We start from the raw sequence: 16,617 nt of genomic DNA, 5'->3' as shown, positions 1-16,617 counted from the left end.
TCGGCTCAGCGAACTCGGCTCAGCGAACTCGGCTCAACGAAGGGCGGGGTGGTCGGCGATCACCGTGCAGGAGCCCGGCGCGATCTCCGTGAACCCCGCGTCCCGCACCACCGGCAGGCCGCTGGCCACGAGTTCGCCCCAGAGCGCGGCGTCCGGGGTGCGCACGGACAGCGGGAAACCGGCGTTCCGCCAGGCCGCGCGCTCCTCGTCCGACAGCTCCCACCAGGCCAGCTGCGCGCCGTGGCCCGCCTGGGCCATCGCCTTGCCCGCCGACATGTCGACATCGGGGCTCATCCACAGGACGGGCGCGGTCGCGTCCGCCGGGGGCAGCGGCTCTGGGTCGTCCAGGTCCGTGCCCGACACCTGGAGCTTGGCCAGGACCTTGGGCCAGCCGTCCAGCGGGACCGGCGGGAAGACGCGGACCTCCGCCGACTTTCCCGTGACCGTGATGCCGGGCAGCGCCTCGGCCTTGCGCCACTCGGCGCCGCGGGCCCGCCTGACCACCTTGCGGATCCGGGCGTCCTGCCAGTCCCGCATGGCCTGCGCCCATTCGCCGTCCCCGAGGGACCGCTCGTCGCTGAGCATCACCAGGACCGCGCGGGCCGCCGTCTCCAGGGCGTCCGTACGGTGCGGCGGCTCGGCCTTCTCGATCCGGGCCACCAGCGGCAGCACGAACTGCGGCGCCTCGTCGCGAGAGACCTGCTCCACGCGGAAGGGGCTGTCCTGGGGGTCGCGGGTGTCCTGGCCGTTCTGGGCGCCGGGGTTCTCGGCGGTCGGGTCGCTGCTCACCCGACCAGTCTGCCAGGCCGAAGATCGGTCCTGTCAGGGGCTTTGACGTACCGATTGCCCCGTGCGCGAGGATGGCCGCATGGAAGGTGATCAAGATGCTTACGCCAGCAGCGCCGGTATCGCGCTGCGGCTCGACGGGGTGGGGCGGCGCTATGCCGTGGGCGGTCCATGGGTGCTGCGCGGCGTCGGCCTTGGCATACGCGCGGGCACGCTGGTCCGGATCGAGGGCGCGAACGGCACCGGCAAGTCGACGCTGCTGCGCATGATCGCCGGGATCGACGCCCCGTCCGAGGGCCGCGTCGTCGGCCGGCCGCGCACGGCGTACGTACCCGAACGCTTCCCGGCGGCCCTGCCGTTCACGGCCGTCGGCTACCTCACGCACCTCGGCCGGATCCACGGCCTGCCGAAGGGCGAGGCCGCGCGCGGCGCGGAGGAGCTGCTCGAACGCTTCGGGGCCGGAAGCTACGCACGTACGCCCCTCTCGGAACTGTCCAAGGGCAGCAGCCAGAAGGTCGCCGTCGCGCAGGCCCTGCTCGCCCGGCCCGAACTGCTCGTCCTGGACGAGGCATGGACCGGCCTGGACGCCGCGGCCCGCGACGAACTCGACCGGACCGTCGCCGAGCGCGTCACGGAGGGCGGCGCCGTCGTCTTCGTCGACCACGACCCGCGGCGGCTCTCGGGCGCGGTGGACGTGGCGTACGCGGTCGTGGGAACGGAGGTGAACCTCCGTACGCCGGACGCGACTTCGGAGGCGGCCGCCGCCCCACCGGGACCGTCCGTCGTCATCGAGGCACAGGGCCCACCGGGGGCACCACCACCCACGACCCCGGGCATCGTCACCGGGCACTCCCCGGAGGGCGAGCTGCGCCTGACGGTGCCGGCGACGCACTCGGACGTGGCGCTGCGCGCGCTGCTGGGGGCGCGGCCGCCGTGGCATGTGGTGTCGGTGGCCGAAGGGTCCGGGGTCGATTCCGGGCCGGGGTCCGGGGCCGCTGCGGCTTCGGCCCTGGAGACCAACTCCGAGAGCGAGGTGCGAGGCCGGTGAACGCCCTGCTGCACTATCAGTCCGCCCTGTTGCTGCGCTCCCAGCGCTGGCTCGCGCCGGTCATCCTGTACGCCGTGTTCCTCGCCGTGGGCGTGCAGAGCGGGCAGCCCGTCCTCGACTCCCTCGCGTACGCGGCCGCCGCGCTGCTGCCCGTCGCCGCCTGGATCGTGCGGATCTGCGTCACCAACGAGCCGCCCGCGGCGCGCAGTTGCACGGCCGCGGCGGCGGGACCCTGGCGGGCGCACCTGGCCACGCTGCTCTCCGCCTTCCTGGCGAGCGCCGTGCTCGGTGCCGTGGCCACCGTCGTCGTGGCGGTGATCAGCGACGCGGCGAGCACCGATCACCGTACGGCGGTGAACCGGATCGCGGCGAGCGGTGCCGGTCTTCTCGCCATGCTGGTGAGCGCCCTGCTCGGCACCGCGATCGGCGCCGTCACCAACTGGCCGCTGTTGCGCTCGCCGGCGTGGGCGATCTCCGTGCTGCTCCTTGCCGCGCTGCTCGCGCTGGTCACCACGGGCTCACCGGCGCAGGCGGTCCTGACGGACCTGATCACGGGGTCGCGCGACGGGGTGGTGCCGGTGCCGTTGCTGCCGGTGGCCGGGGCGGGGGTGCTTGCGGCCGCGGCGGTGGCGGCGGCTTGCGGGCTGGCTTCACGGAGGGGATGAGGGGGCGATGAGGGGAGGGGCGCGGCTCGGGCGTCCCTCGGGATCAGCCCGAGCAGGCCGTGCGCTGCGCCTCGTGCCACTCGCATACGGGGCACAGCGTGACGCCCTTGTGGGACTCCGGGTACTCGGTGGGCTTCCGGCAGAGCACGCACTCGGCTGAGAGGCTGCCGGGCACCGATGGGTGGTAGAGGGCGCGGGCGCGCGTCAGGTCGGCATGCCCGTCCTGGCCGAGGTCGAAGAAGTAGTTCACCTGCCATGCCTGGGTGCTGCGGGCCTGCCGGTTGGTCGTGGTCACCCACGGCGGATAGACGCGGAATCCGCGCTTTCCGCCGGAGCCGTCGCGGGAGACGATGTCGCGCTCGCACAACACCTCGCGCGGGAACACGAACTGTCCGAAGCCGTTGTCGTCGCGGCTGCTGATGACGAAGAGGTCCACTCCGTCGTCGGCGTCGAAGGGGCGGATCGGCCCCTCCTCGGACCGCTGCCACACGGTGACGAACTGTCCCACCTTCGTCGGGGTGGTCTTGGCGACGCGAAACCGAACCGAGCGGCCATCGAGCGTGAACCCGCAAGCCGCGTACTCGGCACTTTCCGGTTCGGGCACCGGCGGCGAGCAGGCGAAACCGCTCGGGTCGTACACCGATGTCTTCGCTGCCAGCAGGTCACCGTGAAGCCCCGTCCACGGCTGATTCGTCACCATGCCGTCATCCTGCCATCAAGTCGGAATGACTCATCTATCCGCTCGATCCGCTCGATCCGCCCGATCCGCTCTATCCGCTCTATCCGCGCAGACGGGCGCCGCCGATCTGCTCCGACACCCGGACGAGCCGGAAGCCGCGCTCACGCAGCTTCGGGACGATCGTCCGCAGGGCACGCTCGGTGGCGGGAGCCGCGCTGCGGGTGCAGTGCATGACGACGACCGAACCGGGCCGCACCCCGTCGAGCACCTGCTTGGCCACCGCGTCGGCGTCCGTGGCGAACGCGTCGCCGCTCACCACGTCCCACTGCACCGCCGTGACGCCGCCCGGGGCCAGCGCGCGCAGCGCCTGCTTGTCGTAACAGCCGCCGGGGAAACGGAAGTACGGCACCGGGCGCTCGATGCCCGCCTTGCGGAAGGCGGTGAAGGCGCGCTCCATGTCGGCGCGCATGCCGGAGGCGGGGACGGTGGGCAGGCCGTAGCAGTTCTTGGTGAAGGCGTAGTGGCTGTACGAGTGGTTGGCGACCTCGAAGAGCGGATCCCGCCCGATGCCCTTCGCCTGCGCCGGGTACTCCTCGGCCCACCGTCCCGTCATGAAGAAGGTCGCGGGCACCTTCAGCCGGCGCAGCGTCGCCACCAGCGCCGGATTGTCGAACCGCTCGCCCGCCGCGGCGCGTGGCCCCTGATCGGCGGTCATGTCGGCGTCGAAGGTGAGGGCGACGGCGGGTGCGGCTGCCGTGGCCTTGGTGCGGGGGGCGTTCTTGAAGACGGGGGTGAGGCCTGCGGGGCCCGGGGCGAGAGTCGCAGGACCCGCGGTGGCGCGGTCCCGCTCGCGTGGGGCAGGGGCAGGGGCGGGGGCGGTGTCGCTGCCGCAGGCGCCGAGGGTGGTGAGCGCGAGGGCGCTGAGAGCGCAGGCGGTGGTCAGCCGCCTGGTGGCCGGTGTGATCATCTGGCGAAGGTAACGGGTGAAACAGGGTAAATCGCCGATGGTGGGGCGCGCCAGCCCCCGGACGGCGGATTCTCGCCGGCCGGGAAGCGGCGGGTCTGGACCGCCGGAGGCCTACACCCAGCCGTCCAGCGACCTCATGAACGCCTCGAAGTCATCCCGATGGATGGTGTGCCCGGCCCCCTTCACCGTACGTACGGTGAAGCCCCGCCGCTCCAACTCCCCTTTCAGGTCATCGGAGATGAGGAAGCTGGGATCCGCCACCTGCACCAGGGACGGGACGACGGGGGCGGTCGGCGTGCGATCGACGGCGTTCCCCCCGGAGAGGGCCAGGGCGGTGCCCGGATCCCATGCCGCCAACGTCGCCACCTCGACGTCGACATCCGCGTCCTCCCAGCGCGGATTCAACTCCGCGATCATCGCGCGCGACGCCCGCTGGAACTCCACGAACACGGCGGGGTCGACCGACCCGGCCTGCCCGAGCGGCCACGCCGGGTCGGAGTAGACGGCCCGCGCCGGGGCGAGCCGCTCCACCGCGAGGGCCAGCGCCATCCCGCCGAGCGAGTGCCCGATCGCCAGCTCCGCCCCGCGCGGCAACGTCGCGGCCAGGTCGTCCGCGAAGATCTCCGGGCCGTACGCGCCGCGACCGCTCTCCCCGTGACCGCGAAGGTCGACGCTGATGACCCGATAGCCCTTGTCGGCGAGGGCGGGACCCACGCGGCGCCAGGTGCGGTGGTCCGACATGATCCCGTGGATCAGGACGGCGATGCGGTCGCCGGTGCCCCATTCGCGGGTGTGCAGCTTCATGGTGGTGCCTTTCTCATCTTGCTTGCGGTGCAGCCGTGTTGCTGCCCAGTTGTCTGTCGTGCGGCGGGGTCGCCGACGTACAGAGCCGACGTACAGAGCCGACGTACAGAGCCGACGTACAAAGCCGACGTACAAACGGTTGCCGTCAGCGGACGCCCCGGATCGGGCGGACCGACAGCGCGCCGAGCACCGAAAGACCGGCGCCCACGACGAACAGGGCCGTGTAGCCGCCGCCGTCGCTGCCCCCGCAGAGCGAGACGATGACCGACGCGACGAAGGGGGCCAGGATCTGCGGGCCCGCCTGCGCCATGTTCAGGACCCCGAGGTCGCGCGCGGCGTCGTCGGCGCTCGGCAGGATCATCGAGACCAGCGCGTTGTCCACGGCCATGAAGCAGCCGAAGCCGAGGCCGTTGAGCGCGGTGAAGACGATCATCGAGGGCCAGCTCGGCCAGACGGCGGGAATGACGAGGGCCACGGCGGAGATCGCGGCGGACGCGGCGACGAACAGCTTGCGCCGGTTCAGCCGGTCGGAGAGCACGCCGCCGACGACCGTGGAGACGGCCATCGCGACGGCGCTGATGGGCGTGAGGACGGCGACGGCGTCCTCGGGATCGAGCCCGGACGGCAGATCGATGTGGTCCTGGAGGATGTAGAGCTGGTAGCCGAAGACGCAGAAGTAGCCGAGCACGAGCAGCGCGCGCCCGATGAACGCCCAGCGGAAGTCGTGGTGGCGCAGCGCGCCGAGGAACGCCGCGAACTGCTTCTTCAACGGGACCTGGACCGGTGCGTGCGCGCCGGCCGGCCGGGACGCGTCCGGCGCGCTCGGCTTCTCGCGGGCGAGCGACGAGAACAGGACGGCGGAGACCGCCACGAACAGACCGAGCACCAGATATCCGGTGCTCAGATGGTCGGAGAAGGCCGAACCGATCAGTGCGCCCAGGGTGGAACCGATCGGCAGCCCGATGCCCACGGCCGCCGACGCCCTGCCGCGCGCGGCGAGCGGCACCCGGTCGGGGACGACCGAGGTGAGGGCCGCCTGGAAGACGTTCATCACGGCCTGGCCGAGACACCAGGCGATCGTCACGAGCAGGACGGTCTGCATCCCGCCGAGCAGCGCCATTGCGCCGACGGCCGCAAGGCCGCCGCCGAGTATCCACGGGTTGCGGCGGCCGCTGCGGTCGGAGAGAGCCCCCGCTATCGGGTTGAAGACGGTGGCGAAGACCGCGCTGACGCCACTGACGAGGCCGAGCATCGCGACCTTGTCCGCCTTGTCGATGTGCTCGATCTGCAGCGGGAGCAGCACGCTGCCGACGCCGACGTAGAGGGTGTACATCGCGGTGTTGCCCAAGGTCAGGAGGGGCATGAGACCGCGCGGGGTCCGGTCCCGGCCGTCCTGATCCTGGTCTTGGTCCTGGTGAGCGGAAAGGGCCACGTTGCCCTCCTCCTCAGAAGGTCGGTCGCGATGACCGAGAATGGACGTGACACGTGTAACTTGACACGTGTAAGGGCAATTCCTAGCACTCGCTCGACGCCCGCACCAGACCCTCGGTCGGGAAACCCGCTGTGAAAGGATTCGCTGCAGGATGAACGACAGCTCAGGTCCTCAGAGGGGTGACCCCTCTGCTCCTCAGACGAGTGCTCCTCAGACGAGTGCTCCTCAGGCAAGTACTCCTCCGACAAGCACCGCCGTCGCCCGTCACGCCGGTGTCTCGAGGGCGACCGTCAGCTACGTCCTGAACGGGTTGGCCGCGGGCCGTGTCAGTGCCGCGACCCAGGAGAAGGTGCGCGCGGCCGCCGAGGAGCTCGGTTACGTTCCGCATGCCGCCGCCCGTTCGCTGCGCTCCGGCAGCAGTGGGCTCGTCCTGATCGCTGTGCCCGCCGACACGGTGCCCGCCTTCGGGCCGCTGTTCGCGGGGTTCGTCGCCGCGTTCCAGGCGGAGTTGCAGGCGTACGGGCACACCGGCGTCCTGCACGGCGCCGGCGCGGGGGACAGTCCGCAGGCCGCCGCCCGTGCCTGGGCCGAGTTGCGTCCTGCCGCCGTCATCGCGACGCTCGGTGCCCCGCTCGACGAGGCGTCCGTCGAGCTCCTCAAGCGGTCAGGCACCGCCGCCGTCGTCTCCTACGGGCCGCCGCCCGCGCCCGGCGCGCACGGCATGACCATGGACCAGGAGGAGGTCGGCGCCGTGGCCGGTGCGCATCTCCTGGCGGGTGGGCGGCGGCGTATCGGCGTCGTCGTGCCGGTCGAGCACGGGCTCGAGATGTTCAGCGCGCCTCGCCTCCGAGGAGTGCGGGCCGCGGCCGCCGCGAGCCCCGGCGCGCGGGTCGAGCCGGTCGAGCTCGCGTACACCGAAGAGTCGGCGGCGGAACTCGCCGCGCGCTGGCGGGAGTTGGACCTGGACGCCGTCTTCGCCTACAACGACGAGTACGCGATGCTCCTGATGCGGGCCCTGCAGGACGCCGGGTTCGACATCCCCCGGGACGTCGCCGTGGTCGGTGCCGATGATCTGCTGCTCGGCAGGCTGCTGCGCCCGAGGCTGACCAGCGTACGCATCGAACTCCCCGCTGCCGCCGAGGTCGCCGCTCTGGTCGACCGGCTCATCCGGGAGCCGGAGACGCCGCCTGCCGTGCACCGGCGGTCGACGGTGCGCATCGAGGCGAGGGAATCCAGCCGCCCGGCGGGGTGAGGGGGGGTGAGGGGCAGGGGCGGTCGCCGCCGCTGCCCTGTGCCGGGAAGAACTACCCTGCGCTGCCCGCCTCCCCGTCGTCATCGGACAGGACAAGCCCCGCTGCCGCGCCGAACCGCCGCCGCAGCAGTTCGTACTCCGCCTGGCGGCGCAGCGGCCCCGGTGGGCGGATCACCGTGCGGGGCGTCGAGATCTCCTGTCCCAGGAGGAACTGCTCGCGGGTCAGGTCGAGTTCGAGCCTGCTGGGCAGGCGGTTCCACCAGTGATGGCCCTGCTGTTCCCCTGCCGCGGACCGCACCTCCCCGCACAGCAGCTCTCCGCCGAACAGGTCGTGGACCAGGAGTGTGGTGATGTCGCAGTGCCCCCAGGCCGGATTCTCGGGGCTCCACGGTGCGCGCTCGAGATCGTCGGGGGAGCATGTGTCGGCGGACCACGCGGCGCGCAGCGCGGCGTCGATGCCGGTCAGCGTCAGCGGAGTCGCGGTCGGCGGGAGTTCGTTCGTCGGCGGAATCATGATGGCCACCATCGCATCCGCCACTGACAATGCCGGACGGATGCCCCGCACCGACCGGCTTCCACCCACCCCTGGCAGACCGCACCGACCCGCACCGACGAAGGGCCCCCACCCATGCGCTCGACCCTCTACAACGTCGCCTTCGACTGCATCGACGCCTACGAACTGGCCCAGTTCTGGAGCAAGTGGTCGGCCATCCGCTCAACGACGACGACTTTCCCGGGGAGTCGACGGCGGCCATCGCCCTCCCCGCCGGACTCCACCTCTACTTCGCCCAGGTCCCGGAGCCGAAGGCGGCCCACAAGAACCGGGTCCATCTGGGCCTTCAGCCCGACGGCCCGCGCGACGAGGAAGTCGAGCGGCTCCGCGCCGCCGGTGCGACCGTGGCGGCGGACCCCGCAATCCCGACGGCACCGGCTGGGTCGTCTTCACCGACCCCAACACATCTAACTACCAGTTGAGCCGAGTGGGGCGTTTTGCTGTCTGGGGGCTGGTCAGTTGCAGAACGACGCCTTCGCGGAGGTAACCGTGTGCGCGGCCTGGTCGTCTGGGGCCCGTGTATCCGCTGTGGAAGTGGGGCGGCCCGAGAGCTCCCGTTTCGCTCAAAAGCTATCGGCCACTGCGGGATTGGCGCTGTTATGAACCATGAGTATCCGTACATGGCGCCGTCGCGTGCTGGTGTTGATGTTGATAGCGGTCGGCGGCTCGCTGCTGGTTGTCTCGGCTGTCTGCTGGTGGGGCGGTCCGGTGTTGCGGGCACTCGTACCGATGGCGCGGCCTGATTGGGCCACCCTTGACCCGGGTATCACGGCTCCGGCTGAGGCACTGTTCCGGTTGGCGATCATCCAGGCTTCAGCGGCCGTGGGCGCGGTGTTCGTACTGTGGTTCACGGCCCGCAACTACCGCTTGACCCGCCGAGGGCAGGAGACCGACCGGTTCGCCAAAGCTCTCGAACGTCTCGGCTCCCACGAGCGCTACGTGCGGATCGGCGGTGTTCTGGCCATGGACCAAATCGTTGAAGATGCCCCGGGGCAGGCCACCCATGCGGCCCAGGTCCTTAACGCCTTCATTCGTGACCGCGCCCCTCGCCGGCCCGTGTCCGAGCCCATCACTCGTCAGCGTGTGACCGCAGCGCGCCGCGCGGCACGCCATCACGCCACTACCCGAGTGGAACCCAAACTGGCGTTGCCCCAAGAGCCTGACGCCGATGTGCAACGAGCCCTCACCATGCTCACTCGCCCTTCTCTGCGGAGCCACGTTGCCTCAACCGAAGTCATTGACCCGAGCTTGCACCTCACCGGCGCCTACCTCGATGGAGCGAACCTCTCCAACGCCCGGCTCGGTGGGGCGAACCTCACCTTTGCCCGGCTCGGTGGGGCGAACTTCACGGGCGCCCAGCTCAGTAGGGTGAACTTCACGGACGCCCAGCTCGATAGGGCAGACCTGCGATCAGCGGATCAGTTGACTGTCTCGCAAGTGGTGTCTGCGAAGCCGACCAAGACCATCCAGCTACCGCCCGACATAGCTGCGGACCTGCGCGTGATCGCACGGATCGAAGAAGTCGAAGGCTCTCGCGAGTCGGCCGCTTGACCGTGAGGAATTGTCAAATTCTGTGGACGGCTTGGTTGGGCGATCAGGGCTGTGTTCGCGGTGAGCGGGTCGTGTCGTAGCGGCGGCGGTTGTCGTTGATCTCCTGTCGGTGCGTGGTGGCCCATTCGCCCATGGCCACCATGGAGTCCAGCAGTGTTGAGCCGAGCGATGTGAGCGCGTAGTCGACGCGCGGGGGAACGCTGGGGTGCACGGTGCGGGTGAGGAGTCCGTCGCGTTCGAGCTGCCGCAGGGTCAGGGTGAGCATGCGTTGTGAGATGCCCGTGACCGCGCGGTGGAGTTGGCTGAAGCGCAGGGTTTGGTCTTGGAGCTGGCCGATGACCAGGATGCTCCACTTGTCGCCGATCAGGGCGAGGATCTGCAGCACCTGTCGGCATACCTCTCCATCCGGCTCTCGTCGGCCGGTCGGCGAGGTGTTCCTGCGGGTCGTCAAGGGTTACCTCCATGTGCGTCACCGACATGAATGTGCCGTCTTGCCACCACCAGTCCAGTGACAAATCATGCTGCTACGCACAAACAGTAACTGCCTGTCGGCGCGTCGCGATCGTGCGCGGCGCGGCCGCTGTTGGCCGGAAGGGACGTCGTGGTGGCGAAGACTCTCGTTGTTGTCGGTGCAGGCCCGGGACTGGGGATGGGCGTGGCCAGGGCGTTCGGCCGTCACGGCTTCCAAGTGGGGCTGATTGCCCGAAGCAAGGACACCCTGGACGCCTTGGTGGGCGAGCTGACCGAGCTGGGCATCAAGGCTGCGGCGTTTCCAGCGGACATCCTTGACCGTGACGCGCTGGCCTCCGCGATCACCAGGGCGGGAGAGATGGGGCCGGTCGACGTCCTGGAGTACAGTCCCAGCCCGACCGGGCAGATCACCGGCGCCGCGCAGACCACGGTCGCGTCCGCCGCCGCGCAGTTCGATCTGCACGTACTGGGTGCGGTGACGGCAGTGGGGCAGGTGCTGCCGCAGATGCGCGCCCGTGGCGAGGGGACCCTGCTGCTGACCACCGGTGTGTCCTCCACCGTCCCCGCACCGTTCCTGGCCAACGTGGGGCTGGCGATGGCGGGCGTGCGCAACTGGGCACACGCCCTGCACGCCGAACTGCGCCCGCAGGGGATCCACGCGGCGACAGTGACGATCGCCTCCGGCATCGTCACCGGCGACAAGGTGATGGACCCTGATGTCATCGGCGCCCGCTACTACGACCTGTACCGGCAGCGGGACCGTGTGGAAGAGGTCATCGGTGACCCGGAGGCATTCCGCGCCCTCGTCGCCGAGCGGGTCGACGGGCGCCGCTGACCGGCGCCGTCGGCGACAGGTTAGGCGGCATACTGGTCGAGTCGTTCGACGAGGTGACCGCGTTCGAAGCGGGCCCCGGCCCGGACGAGGGCGACGAGGTGGGGTGCGTTCACGGCGCGCCAGCGGGCCTGGGCGGACTCGATAAGTTTGAAGACCATGGCCAGGGCGGCAGCGCGGGAGCCGGCGCCCTTGGTGACCTTGGTCCGCAGACGCACGGTGGCGAAGGCCGATTCGATCGGGTTCGTGGTCCGCAGGTGGATCCAGTGCTCGGCGGGGAAGTCGAAGAACGCCAGCAGCTCGTCCTGATCGTCTGTGATCCGCTTGACGACCTTGGGGTATTTCGCCTGGTAGGCACGCTCGAAGTCCCGGATGGCACTGACCGCGTGGTCCTTGTCCTCGGCGTTGTAGATCTCCTGGATCGCGCGCTTGGCCGCGGGCTGGGCCGACTTCGGGAGAGCGTCGAGGGTATTGGCAGTCTTGTGAACCCAACACCGCTGATGGCGGGTTTCGGGGAAGACCTCGTTCAGCGCGTTCCAGAAGCCGAGCGCACCGTCGCCGACGGCCAGGACCGGGGCCCGCATGCCCCGGCGGGCACAGTCCCGCAGCAGGCCCGCCCATGCCTCGGACGATTCGCGGTATCCGTCCGTCATCGCGATCAGCTTCTTCGTGCCGTCGGCGCGCACGCCCATCAGTACCAGGACGGCGGCCTTGGCTTCCTCCAGGCGGATGCGCAGGTGGACGCCATCGGCCCAGACGTACACGTAGTCGGTGGCCGACAGGTCGCGGTCCATGAATGCCTGATGATCGGCCTGCCACTGCGCGGTCAACCGTGTGACCGTCGCGGGTGAGAGGCCGGCCGTGGAGCCGAGGAACTGATTGAGCGCGGGCGCGAAGTCGCCGGAGGACAGGCCGTGCAAATAGAGCAAGGGCAGCACCTCACTGATCTTCGGAGACTTGCGGCACCAGGGCGGCAGGATCGCCGAGGAGAACCGCTTGCGCTCACCCGTGCTCTCATCAACCCGCTTGTCGTTCACCCGAGGGGCCTTGACCTCGACCGTTCCGGCGGCGGTGGTGACCTTCCGCAGCTGGTGGTAGCCGTTGCGCACGACCAGACGACGGCCGCCGTCATCGCACTGACCGGCCAACTCAGCGATATAGGAGTTGACTTCGACCTCCAGCGCGGCGGCCAGCATCCGCCTCGCGCCCTCCCGGACGATCTCATCGATCAGGGAACCGTTCGGTGTGACGCCTTCTTCGTTGACTACGCTGAGCACGGGCGTGCCTTCCTGGCCGACGCGGCGAACGTCGGTCTACTCGGTGACCTACCGATCAATCACCCGGGAAGGTACGTCCGTTGCGCGCCCTCCCGAGCCCGATCCACAGGTCCTGAGCATTGCTCCTTGACCGTCGCCCGCTGAGAGGCAGCAGTAAGCCCCGCCCGGAGTGGTCCGAACGGGGCTTGCCTGTGGGCGGGTTACGAGCAGAACGCCGACTTCACGGCGGTCACAATGTCTGCGGCCTGGTCGTCCGTGAGGCTCGGCACGGTGCCCCCCTCGTAACGGAGCTTGGCGTTCTTCTGGACCGTGGCGTCATCCTTCTGGCCTTGATGTCCGAGCACACGTTCCGCGCACGTCAACATCTCCAGCAGAACCCGTCCGCACGCCACGGGGGCAGCGCACGGACGGGGCCACAGCCCGCCGATGGTGAGCCGGCGAGCACCCGATGCTTGCCGTGTCGCGCCGCCGCGATCACGGGAGTACGGGCGTCTTGGTCAGCCAAATGAGTCGGCGGGCAGTGCGGGGGTCGCGCTGATCCGTGCGAGCGGGAGTGCTTCGCACAACTTCACTGCGGACCCAAGGCGCAGCGCGCCAAGCTCGATGTACGCGCGCCCCGATCCCGTCACCAGGCCACGAACCCGCGAGGCTTCCAGTTCGGGAACGCCTGCGCGCATAAGGGCTGTCCGCAACAGTCCGGCCACGTGGTCGGCTTCCGCACGCGCGCTCTTGTATTGGTCCATGGGGATCATGCCGCCCTCACCGCTCCACCTTGCGAACGCAGGCCATATGCCGATAGACGACCACGGGCGGCCCCGACTTCCTGTCCAGCGAGCCCCGCCGCACCGGATCCAAGAGCTTGATCTGCTTCATGCATGCGGGGCACGTCTCACCTGCCGGGGCAAAGGTCCCGTACTCGTCTCTGGTCGCGTCCGTGTCAGTCGCAGTCGTCATCGTTGCCGTCCCCTCGCGTCTTGGTTCGGTGATCCTCGCGTTGGTCGCCAGGACGACGGAACCTCGCACGTTTCCCACTTTGGGACGTCCCATGCCGGGTGGAACGTCCCTAGCAACGTCCGCGAGTTGGGGGAGAGACTGGCGATGTCGAATGAGCGCCTGCGGGCTGTTATGGCGTCCGGCGGATGGACACACGGGAGCTTGGCCGAAGCAGCGGGAGTCGATCCCAAGTCCGTGGAACGGTGGGTCAATCTCGGCCGGACACCCCGGCGGGCAACAGCGCTCAAAGCTGCCGAGACTCTAGGGGAAGACGTGCACGCTCTCTGGCCGTCACTGAGGCAAGCGCGTGCCGCACGGGCCGTCAGCCTGGAACTCGTTGCGCTGTACGACCAGAGGGCGGACGTGCCCGTTTCCGTATACGTGGACTTGTTCTCCCAGGCGCGGGAGCACATCGACGTTCTGGTCTATGCGGCGGTGTTTCTGCATGAGGCATACCCTCGCCTGAATGATCTCTTGCAGGAGCGAGTCGCGGAGGGATGTACGGTGCGGATCGCCATTGGAGATGCCGAAAGTGAGAACGCTAGACAGCGAGGGGTCGAAGAGCGCTTCGGGGACGGCATCGAATCGCGCTGCCGGATCGCACTCATGCATTACCGACCTCTGCTCGGAGCGCCCGGGATCGAGCTGCGAACGCACGGAACAACTCTCTATAACAGCCTGTACCGGGCCGATGATCAAATGTTGGTCAACGCGCACGTATGGGGCCTGAACGCCTACGGAGCCCCTGTGTGGCACCTGCGGCAACACAGTGCGGGCAGAATGTTCGACAGCTACGCGGAGAGTTTCAATGCCGTGTGGGATACGGCAACCCCAGTCGCGGAAGGTTAGCAATTGACACGCACCGAGTATTATGACGACCCAAAAGCACCGAAACCCAACAGCATGGTTGTAGCAGCGTCAGCGGTCGTGACAGACGGCGGTGGGCGCATTCTGCTACAGCGACGCCGGGACAACGACCTATGGGCGCTGCCGGGCGGCGGAATGGAAATGACTGACTCCCTACCAGGAGCAGCCGTACGCGAGGTCAAGGAAGAGACCGGGTACGACGTAGAAATCACGGGACTTGTCGGCACGTACACCGACCCGCTTCACATCATCGCGTACAGCGATGGGGAGGTACGCCGACAGTTCAACGTGTGCTTTCGGGCGCGCATCGTCGGTGGCACTCTGGCGATTTCCAAAGAGAGCACGGAAGTGCGTTTTGTAGACCCAGACGAGCTGAACTCGCTGCCCATGCACCACACCCAACAATTGCGGCTACAGCATTACCTAGAAGATCGTTCGACGCCGTACCTCGGGTAGCGCGAAGCCCCCGCACTCGATGCCTGGTAGGCAAAGAGCACGGGGACAATGTGGTGTAGGTCAGCCGGCAAGGACGTTGGACAGCCGTGCGGCGGCCTTTCCGCCGAACAGAGCGAGACCGCAGTAGAAGTCGATGCGCGTGCGGTAAACGGGCTTTTCATGGGACTCGCCCAGGTCGGTGGTCGGCCACCGCCGCCGTACGGCTGCACAACACGCACCAGGGATGGGGCGTACCGGTAGCGGCGCCTGATGCGCTGGTGCCTCGCTGCTGTTCTGCCTCGCGCTCGTGCCTCTCGCAGCGTCCGCCGTGCGTCAGCTCGGGGCATCCGGGGATAGTGCAGGGGGTACGGGGCTTGCGAGGTACTGGGAAACTCCGATGTTAGTGATCCATCATTTCGTGGTGGGGCTTGGGCCTCAGAGGTGAAGGATGAGTGGTGATGGGGTTTCTGAAGCACGAAGGGGTACAGGATCTCGCTCAGTAGACCGCCCCGCGGTCCAGTTTCCGCCAGTCACATGTCGAGCGTTGACACCTAGTCATCGGCGGAGCATGTTCGACGCCTAGCCCGTGAATCCCATTTATTGGATTCGCTCGGGTATTCGATTCGACTTCGAGATCAACCAGCCGTAGGAGGGGTCATGGCCATCGATACGCGTGAGACCGACGTCATCATTCGTTCGGAAACCGGAGTTCGAGGGTACTTCGAGTATCAAGACGGCTTAAATGCGAAACTGCGGGAGTCGTTAGCTCAGGCGTGGCGGCCTGCCTCCCCTCTGCTCGACCCGCTGTTCGCCGGCCTTCTTGACGCCGGAAAGTTTGCCGTGGCTGCTGAACTGAAGGTGCGAGAATCCCATCGTCTAGTTACTGTGGGGCGCTTCCCTGAAGAGCAGTTACTTAAGGGCCCGAGCGTCCCTTACAACGCGCAAGCGATTAGCTCGGCTCGAAAGGCTCGCTTGCATACTTCCAGTGTCCTGAATGCGTTGGAGCAAACGCCACTGAGGGAACTGCAGGGAGTGCACCGTGAAGATGGATTCCGGCAGGCGCTTGAAGAAGGGAGGGAGGGGCTGATTGATCACCTCGTCAAATACAATATGTCCACTCCCGCCCTTGAGGAAGTGCTCGGCGTTTGGAGCGAGACGACGCAGGTCGTTTCCGAGGGGGGGATTGGGCAGGGTTTCCGCGAAATGGCGGGGCATGTCGACAGGTTCATCGAGCTACGGGGGGACCCAGACCGGGGAACCCGGGAACACTCACCGCTGCCTTGGTGGAAGTACGTACTGATCGCTAGTATCATCGGAGTTGGAATCTTCGGCATTGTTGCCTGCTTCTGGTGGAGTGCTTGCGTTTGGGTTTGGCCGGCGATCGCCCTCATCAGTCCCTGGGTATTCGGAATAATCGATCGAGGGTGCTGACGGGGCAGGGGCTTGAATTAGATCTTCTCGTTCATGCTGGCGTCACGTAGAAGTGTGATTGGCCCCGAACTCCGTCCCGGTCTGAGCCCGTGGCACCCGTGACAGAGCACTTGCACATTGCTGTCTATGTCCTCGCCTCCGAGGGACAGCGGGCGCACATGGTCCACGTCCACCCCGCCCGCGGGGAAGTCACCCAGACACCAGTCACACCAGGCCGAGCCCCGTTCCTGCACTCGCCGGCGGAGCCGAGCCGCAGCGTCACGGCGGTTGGCCCGTCGTCGGCTTCGTGCTCGTCGGGTGCGGACACTGGCCCGACCCGGCTAGGGGGTTTCGGGTAGTCGCCATGTCCGCTATAGGGACCAGCCCGTTCCCGCTCGTCTCGCCTTTGACCAGCACCGATGCCATCACGGCTACACCCCAGAACCGCTAGAACGGAGTGTTGGGAGACCCGGAGGGCAACGAATTCTGCGTGCTGCGCAGTGCCGCCGAACGCGCGGCGGGCGAATCGGCCGCCTGCGACAACCGAGCTGTAGGGTGACTCCGACCGCTTCAACTATCCGCCGGGGCAGGCCAG

General features: G+C 68.4%; 18 protein-coding genes and 2 pseudogenes. 9 read left to right on the top strand and 11 right to left on the bottom strand.

Annotation, left to right across the window (positions count from 1 at the left end; translation table 11 throughout):
• Positions 1 to 33: 33 nt before the first annotated feature.
• Positions 34 to 708: an aminoacyl-tRNA hydrolase gene (locus AB0O76_RS12625; RefSeq protein WP_365488958.1), complete on the bottom strand. Its 675-nt coding sequence runs from the start codon at positions 706 to 708 to the stop codon at positions 34 to 36.
• A gap of 160 nt (positions 709 to 868) precedes the next feature.
• On the opposite strand from AB0O76_RS12625, the gene AB0O76_RS12620 reads away from it, so the two are divergent.
• On the top strand, positions 869 to 1,834 hold the full coding sequence (locus AB0O76_RS12620) for an ABC transporter ATP-binding protein (RefSeq protein WP_365488683.1): 966 nt from the start codon (positions 869 to 871) through the stop codon (positions 1,832 to 1,834).
• On the top strand, positions 1,831 to 2,499 hold the full coding sequence (locus AB0O76_RS12615; RefSeq protein ID WP_365488680.1) for an ABC transporter: 669 nt from the start codon (positions 1,831 to 1,833) through the stop codon (positions 2,497 to 2,499). The genes AB0O76_RS12620 and AB0O76_RS12615 overlap by 4 nt, the downstream gene beginning before the upstream one ends.
• 178 nt (positions 2,500 to 2,677) lie before the next feature.
• Here AB0O76_RS12615 and AB0O76_RS12610 read toward each other — a convergent pair.
• The 4 genes and pseudogenes from AB0O76_RS12610 to AB0O76_RS12595 form a co-directional block, all read right to left on the bottom strand.
• Positions 2,678 to 3,199: pseudogene (locus tag AB0O76_RS12610) on the bottom strand (MepB family protein); the annotation flags it as partial.
• 79 nt (positions 3,200 to 3,278) lie between these two features.
• On the bottom strand, positions 3,279 to 4,145 hold the full coding sequence (locus AB0O76_RS12605; RefSeq protein ID WP_365488677.1) for a polysaccharide deacetylase family protein: 867 nt from the start codon (positions 4,143 to 4,145) through the stop codon (positions 3,279 to 3,281).
• 111 nt (positions 4,146 to 4,256) lie between these two features.
• Entirely contained in the window at positions 4,257 to 4,949 is a 693-nt protein-coding gene (locus AB0O76_RS12600; RefSeq protein ID WP_365488674.1) for an alpha/beta hydrolase, read from the bottom strand.
• 145 nt (positions 4,950 to 5,094) lie between these two features.
• A complete protein-coding gene (locus AB0O76_RS12595; protein WP_365488671.1) occupies positions 5,095 to 6,381 on the bottom strand; it encodes an MFS transporter in 1,287 nt (428 codons plus the stop codon).
• A gap of 151 nt (positions 6,382 to 6,532) precedes the next feature.
• Between AB0O76_RS12595 and AB0O76_RS12590 the strand changes: the two genes are divergently transcribed.
• Entirely contained in the window at positions 6,533 to 7,633 is a 1,101-nt protein-coding gene (locus tag AB0O76_RS12590; protein ID WP_365488668.1) for a LacI family DNA-binding transcriptional regulator, read from the top strand.
• Positions 7,634 to 7,685: 52 nt separating this feature from the next.
• On the opposite strand, the gene AB0O76_RS12585 is transcribed toward AB0O76_RS12590, so the two are convergent.
• The gene (locus tag AB0O76_RS12585) at positions 7,686 to 8,147 is read right to left on the bottom strand and encodes a hypothetical protein (RefSeq protein WP_365488665.1); all 462 of its coding nucleotides are present in this window, start codon (positions 8,145 to 8,147) and stop codon (positions 7,686 to 7,688) included.
• Between the two features lie 114 nt (positions 8,148 to 8,261).
• Here AB0O76_RS12585 and AB0O76_RS12580 point away from each other — a divergent pair.
• Both AB0O76_RS12580 and AB0O76_RS12575 read left to right on the top strand, forming a co-directional pair.
• Positions 8,262 to 8,673: pseudogene (locus AB0O76_RS12580) on the top strand (VOC family protein).
• Between the two features lie 119 nt (positions 8,674 to 8,792).
• Positions 8,793 to 9,737, top strand: coding sequence for a pentapeptide repeat-containing protein (locus AB0O76_RS12575; RefSeq protein WP_365488662.1), 945 nt, complete (start codon positions 8,793 to 8,795; stop codon positions 9,735 to 9,737).
• 43 nt (positions 9,738 to 9,780) lie between these two features.
• Here the strand turns inward: AB0O76_RS12575 and AB0O76_RS12570 are convergent, their stop codons facing one another.
• Entirely contained in the window at positions 9,781 to 10,188 is a 408-nt protein-coding gene (locus AB0O76_RS12570) for a helix-turn-helix domain-containing protein (RefSeq protein ID WP_365488659.1), read from the bottom strand.
• Between the two features lie 153 nt (positions 10,189 to 10,341).
• Between AB0O76_RS12570 and AB0O76_RS12565 the strand changes: the two genes are divergently transcribed.
• A complete protein-coding gene (locus tag AB0O76_RS12565) occupies positions 10,342 to 11,043 on the top strand; it encodes an SDR family NAD(P)-dependent oxidoreductase (protein ID WP_365488656.1) in 702 nt (233 codons plus the stop codon).
• Positions 11,044 to 11,063: 20 nt separating this feature from the next.
• Here AB0O76_RS12565 and AB0O76_RS12560 read toward each other — a convergent pair whose 3' ends face one another.
• The 3 genes from AB0O76_RS12560 to AB0O76_RS12550 form a co-directional block, all read right to left on the bottom strand.
• The gene (locus tag AB0O76_RS12560) at positions 11,064 to 12,317 is read right to left on the bottom strand and encodes an IS256 family transposase (protein ID WP_365488653.1); all 1,254 of its coding nucleotides are present in this window, start codon (positions 12,315 to 12,317) and stop codon (positions 11,064 to 11,066) included.
• Positions 12,318 to 12,517: 200 nt separating this feature from the next.
• Positions 12,518 to 12,661 (bottom strand): hypothetical protein, encoded by a 144-nt coding sequence (locus tag AB0O76_RS12555; RefSeq protein WP_365488650.1) that lies wholly within the window; start codon positions 12,659 to 12,661, stop codon positions 12,518 to 12,520.
• 153 nt (positions 12,662 to 12,814) lie between these two features.
• Complete coding sequence (locus AB0O76_RS12550) at positions 12,815 to 13,069, bottom strand: hypothetical protein (RefSeq protein WP_365488647.1); 255 nt, start codon at positions 13,067 to 13,069, stop codon at positions 12,815 to 12,817.
• A gap of 346 nt (positions 13,070 to 13,415) precedes the next feature.
• Between AB0O76_RS12550 and AB0O76_RS12545 the strand changes: the two genes are divergently transcribed.
• The 3 genes from AB0O76_RS12545 to AB0O76_RS12535 all read left to right on the top strand — a co-directional run bounded on the left by AB0O76_RS12545 (position 13,416) and on the right by AB0O76_RS12535 (position 16,043).
• Complete coding sequence (locus tag AB0O76_RS12545) at positions 13,416 to 14,159, top strand: helix-turn-helix transcriptional regulator (RefSeq protein WP_365488645.1); 744 nt, start codon at positions 13,416 to 13,418, stop codon at positions 14,157 to 14,159.
• Positions 14,160 to 14,162: 3 nt separating this feature from the next.
• Positions 14,163 to 14,633, top strand: coding sequence for an NUDIX domain-containing protein (locus tag AB0O76_RS12540; protein ID WP_365488642.1), 471 nt, complete (start codon positions 14,163 to 14,165; stop codon positions 14,631 to 14,633).
• 636 nt (positions 14,634 to 15,269) lie between these two features.
• Positions 15,270 to 16,043, top strand: coding sequence for a hypothetical protein (locus AB0O76_RS12535; protein WP_365488639.1), 774 nt, complete (start codon positions 15,270 to 15,272; stop codon positions 16,041 to 16,043).
• A gap of 17 nt (positions 16,044 to 16,060) precedes the next feature.
• Here AB0O76_RS12535 and AB0O76_RS12530 read toward each other — a convergent pair whose 3' ends face one another.
• On the bottom strand, positions 16,061 to 16,276 hold the full coding sequence (locus AB0O76_RS12530) for an HNH endonuclease signature motif containing protein (RefSeq protein ID WP_365488636.1): 216 nt from the start codon (positions 16,274 to 16,276) through the stop codon (positions 16,061 to 16,063).
• Positions 16,277 to 16,617: the final 341 nt, after the last annotated feature.

It is taken from the genome of Streptomyces sp. NPDC086554, assembly GCF_040686095.1.
In the GTDB taxonomy this organism is placed as follows: Bacteria; Actinomycetota; Actinomycetes; order Streptomycetales; family Streptomycetaceae; genus Streptomyces.
The sequence above is the reverse complement of the archived record's forward strand: the minus strand, read 5'-3'. Positions and strand labels throughout refer to the sequence as shown.

What these genes read in the sequence shown, in the direction of transcription:
- AB0O76_RS12575 (WP_365488662.1), top strand. Translation starts at nt 8,793, where the DNA reads ATGAGTATCCGTACATGGCGCCGTCGCGTGCTGGTGTTGATGTTGATA.
- AB0O76_RS12585 (WP_365488665.1), bottom strand. Translation starts at nt 8,147, where the DNA reads ATGATTCCGCCGACGAACGAACTCCCGCCGACCGCGACTCCGCTGACG.
- AB0O76_RS12550 (WP_365488647.1), bottom strand. Translation starts at nt 13,069, where the DNA reads ATGATCCCCATGGACCAATACAAGAGCGCGCGTGCGGAAGCCGACCAC.
- AB0O76_RS12590 (WP_365488668.1), top strand. Translation starts at nt 6,533, where the DNA reads ATGAACGACAGCTCAGGTCCTCAGAGGGGTGACCCCTCTGCTCCTCAG.
- AB0O76_RS12535 (WP_365488639.1), top strand. Translation starts at nt 15,270, where the DNA reads ATGGCCATCGATACGCGTGAGACCGACGTCATCATTCGTTCGGAAACC.
- AB0O76_RS12545 (WP_365488645.1), top strand. Translation starts at nt 13,416, where the DNA reads ATGTCGAATGAGCGCCTGCGGGCTGTTATGGCGTCCGGCGGATGGACA.
- AB0O76_RS12600 (WP_365488674.1), bottom strand. Translation starts at nt 4,949, where the DNA reads ATGAAGCTGCACACCCGCGAATGGGGCACCGGCGACCGCATCGCCGTC.
- AB0O76_RS12605 (WP_365488677.1), bottom strand. Translation starts at nt 4,145, where the DNA reads ATGATCACACCGGCCACCAGGCGGCTGACCACCGCCTGCGCTCTCAGC.
- AB0O76_RS12620 (WP_365488683.1), top strand. Translation starts at nt 869, where the DNA reads ATGGAAGGTGATCAAGATGCTTACGCCAGCAGCGCCGGTATCGCGCTG.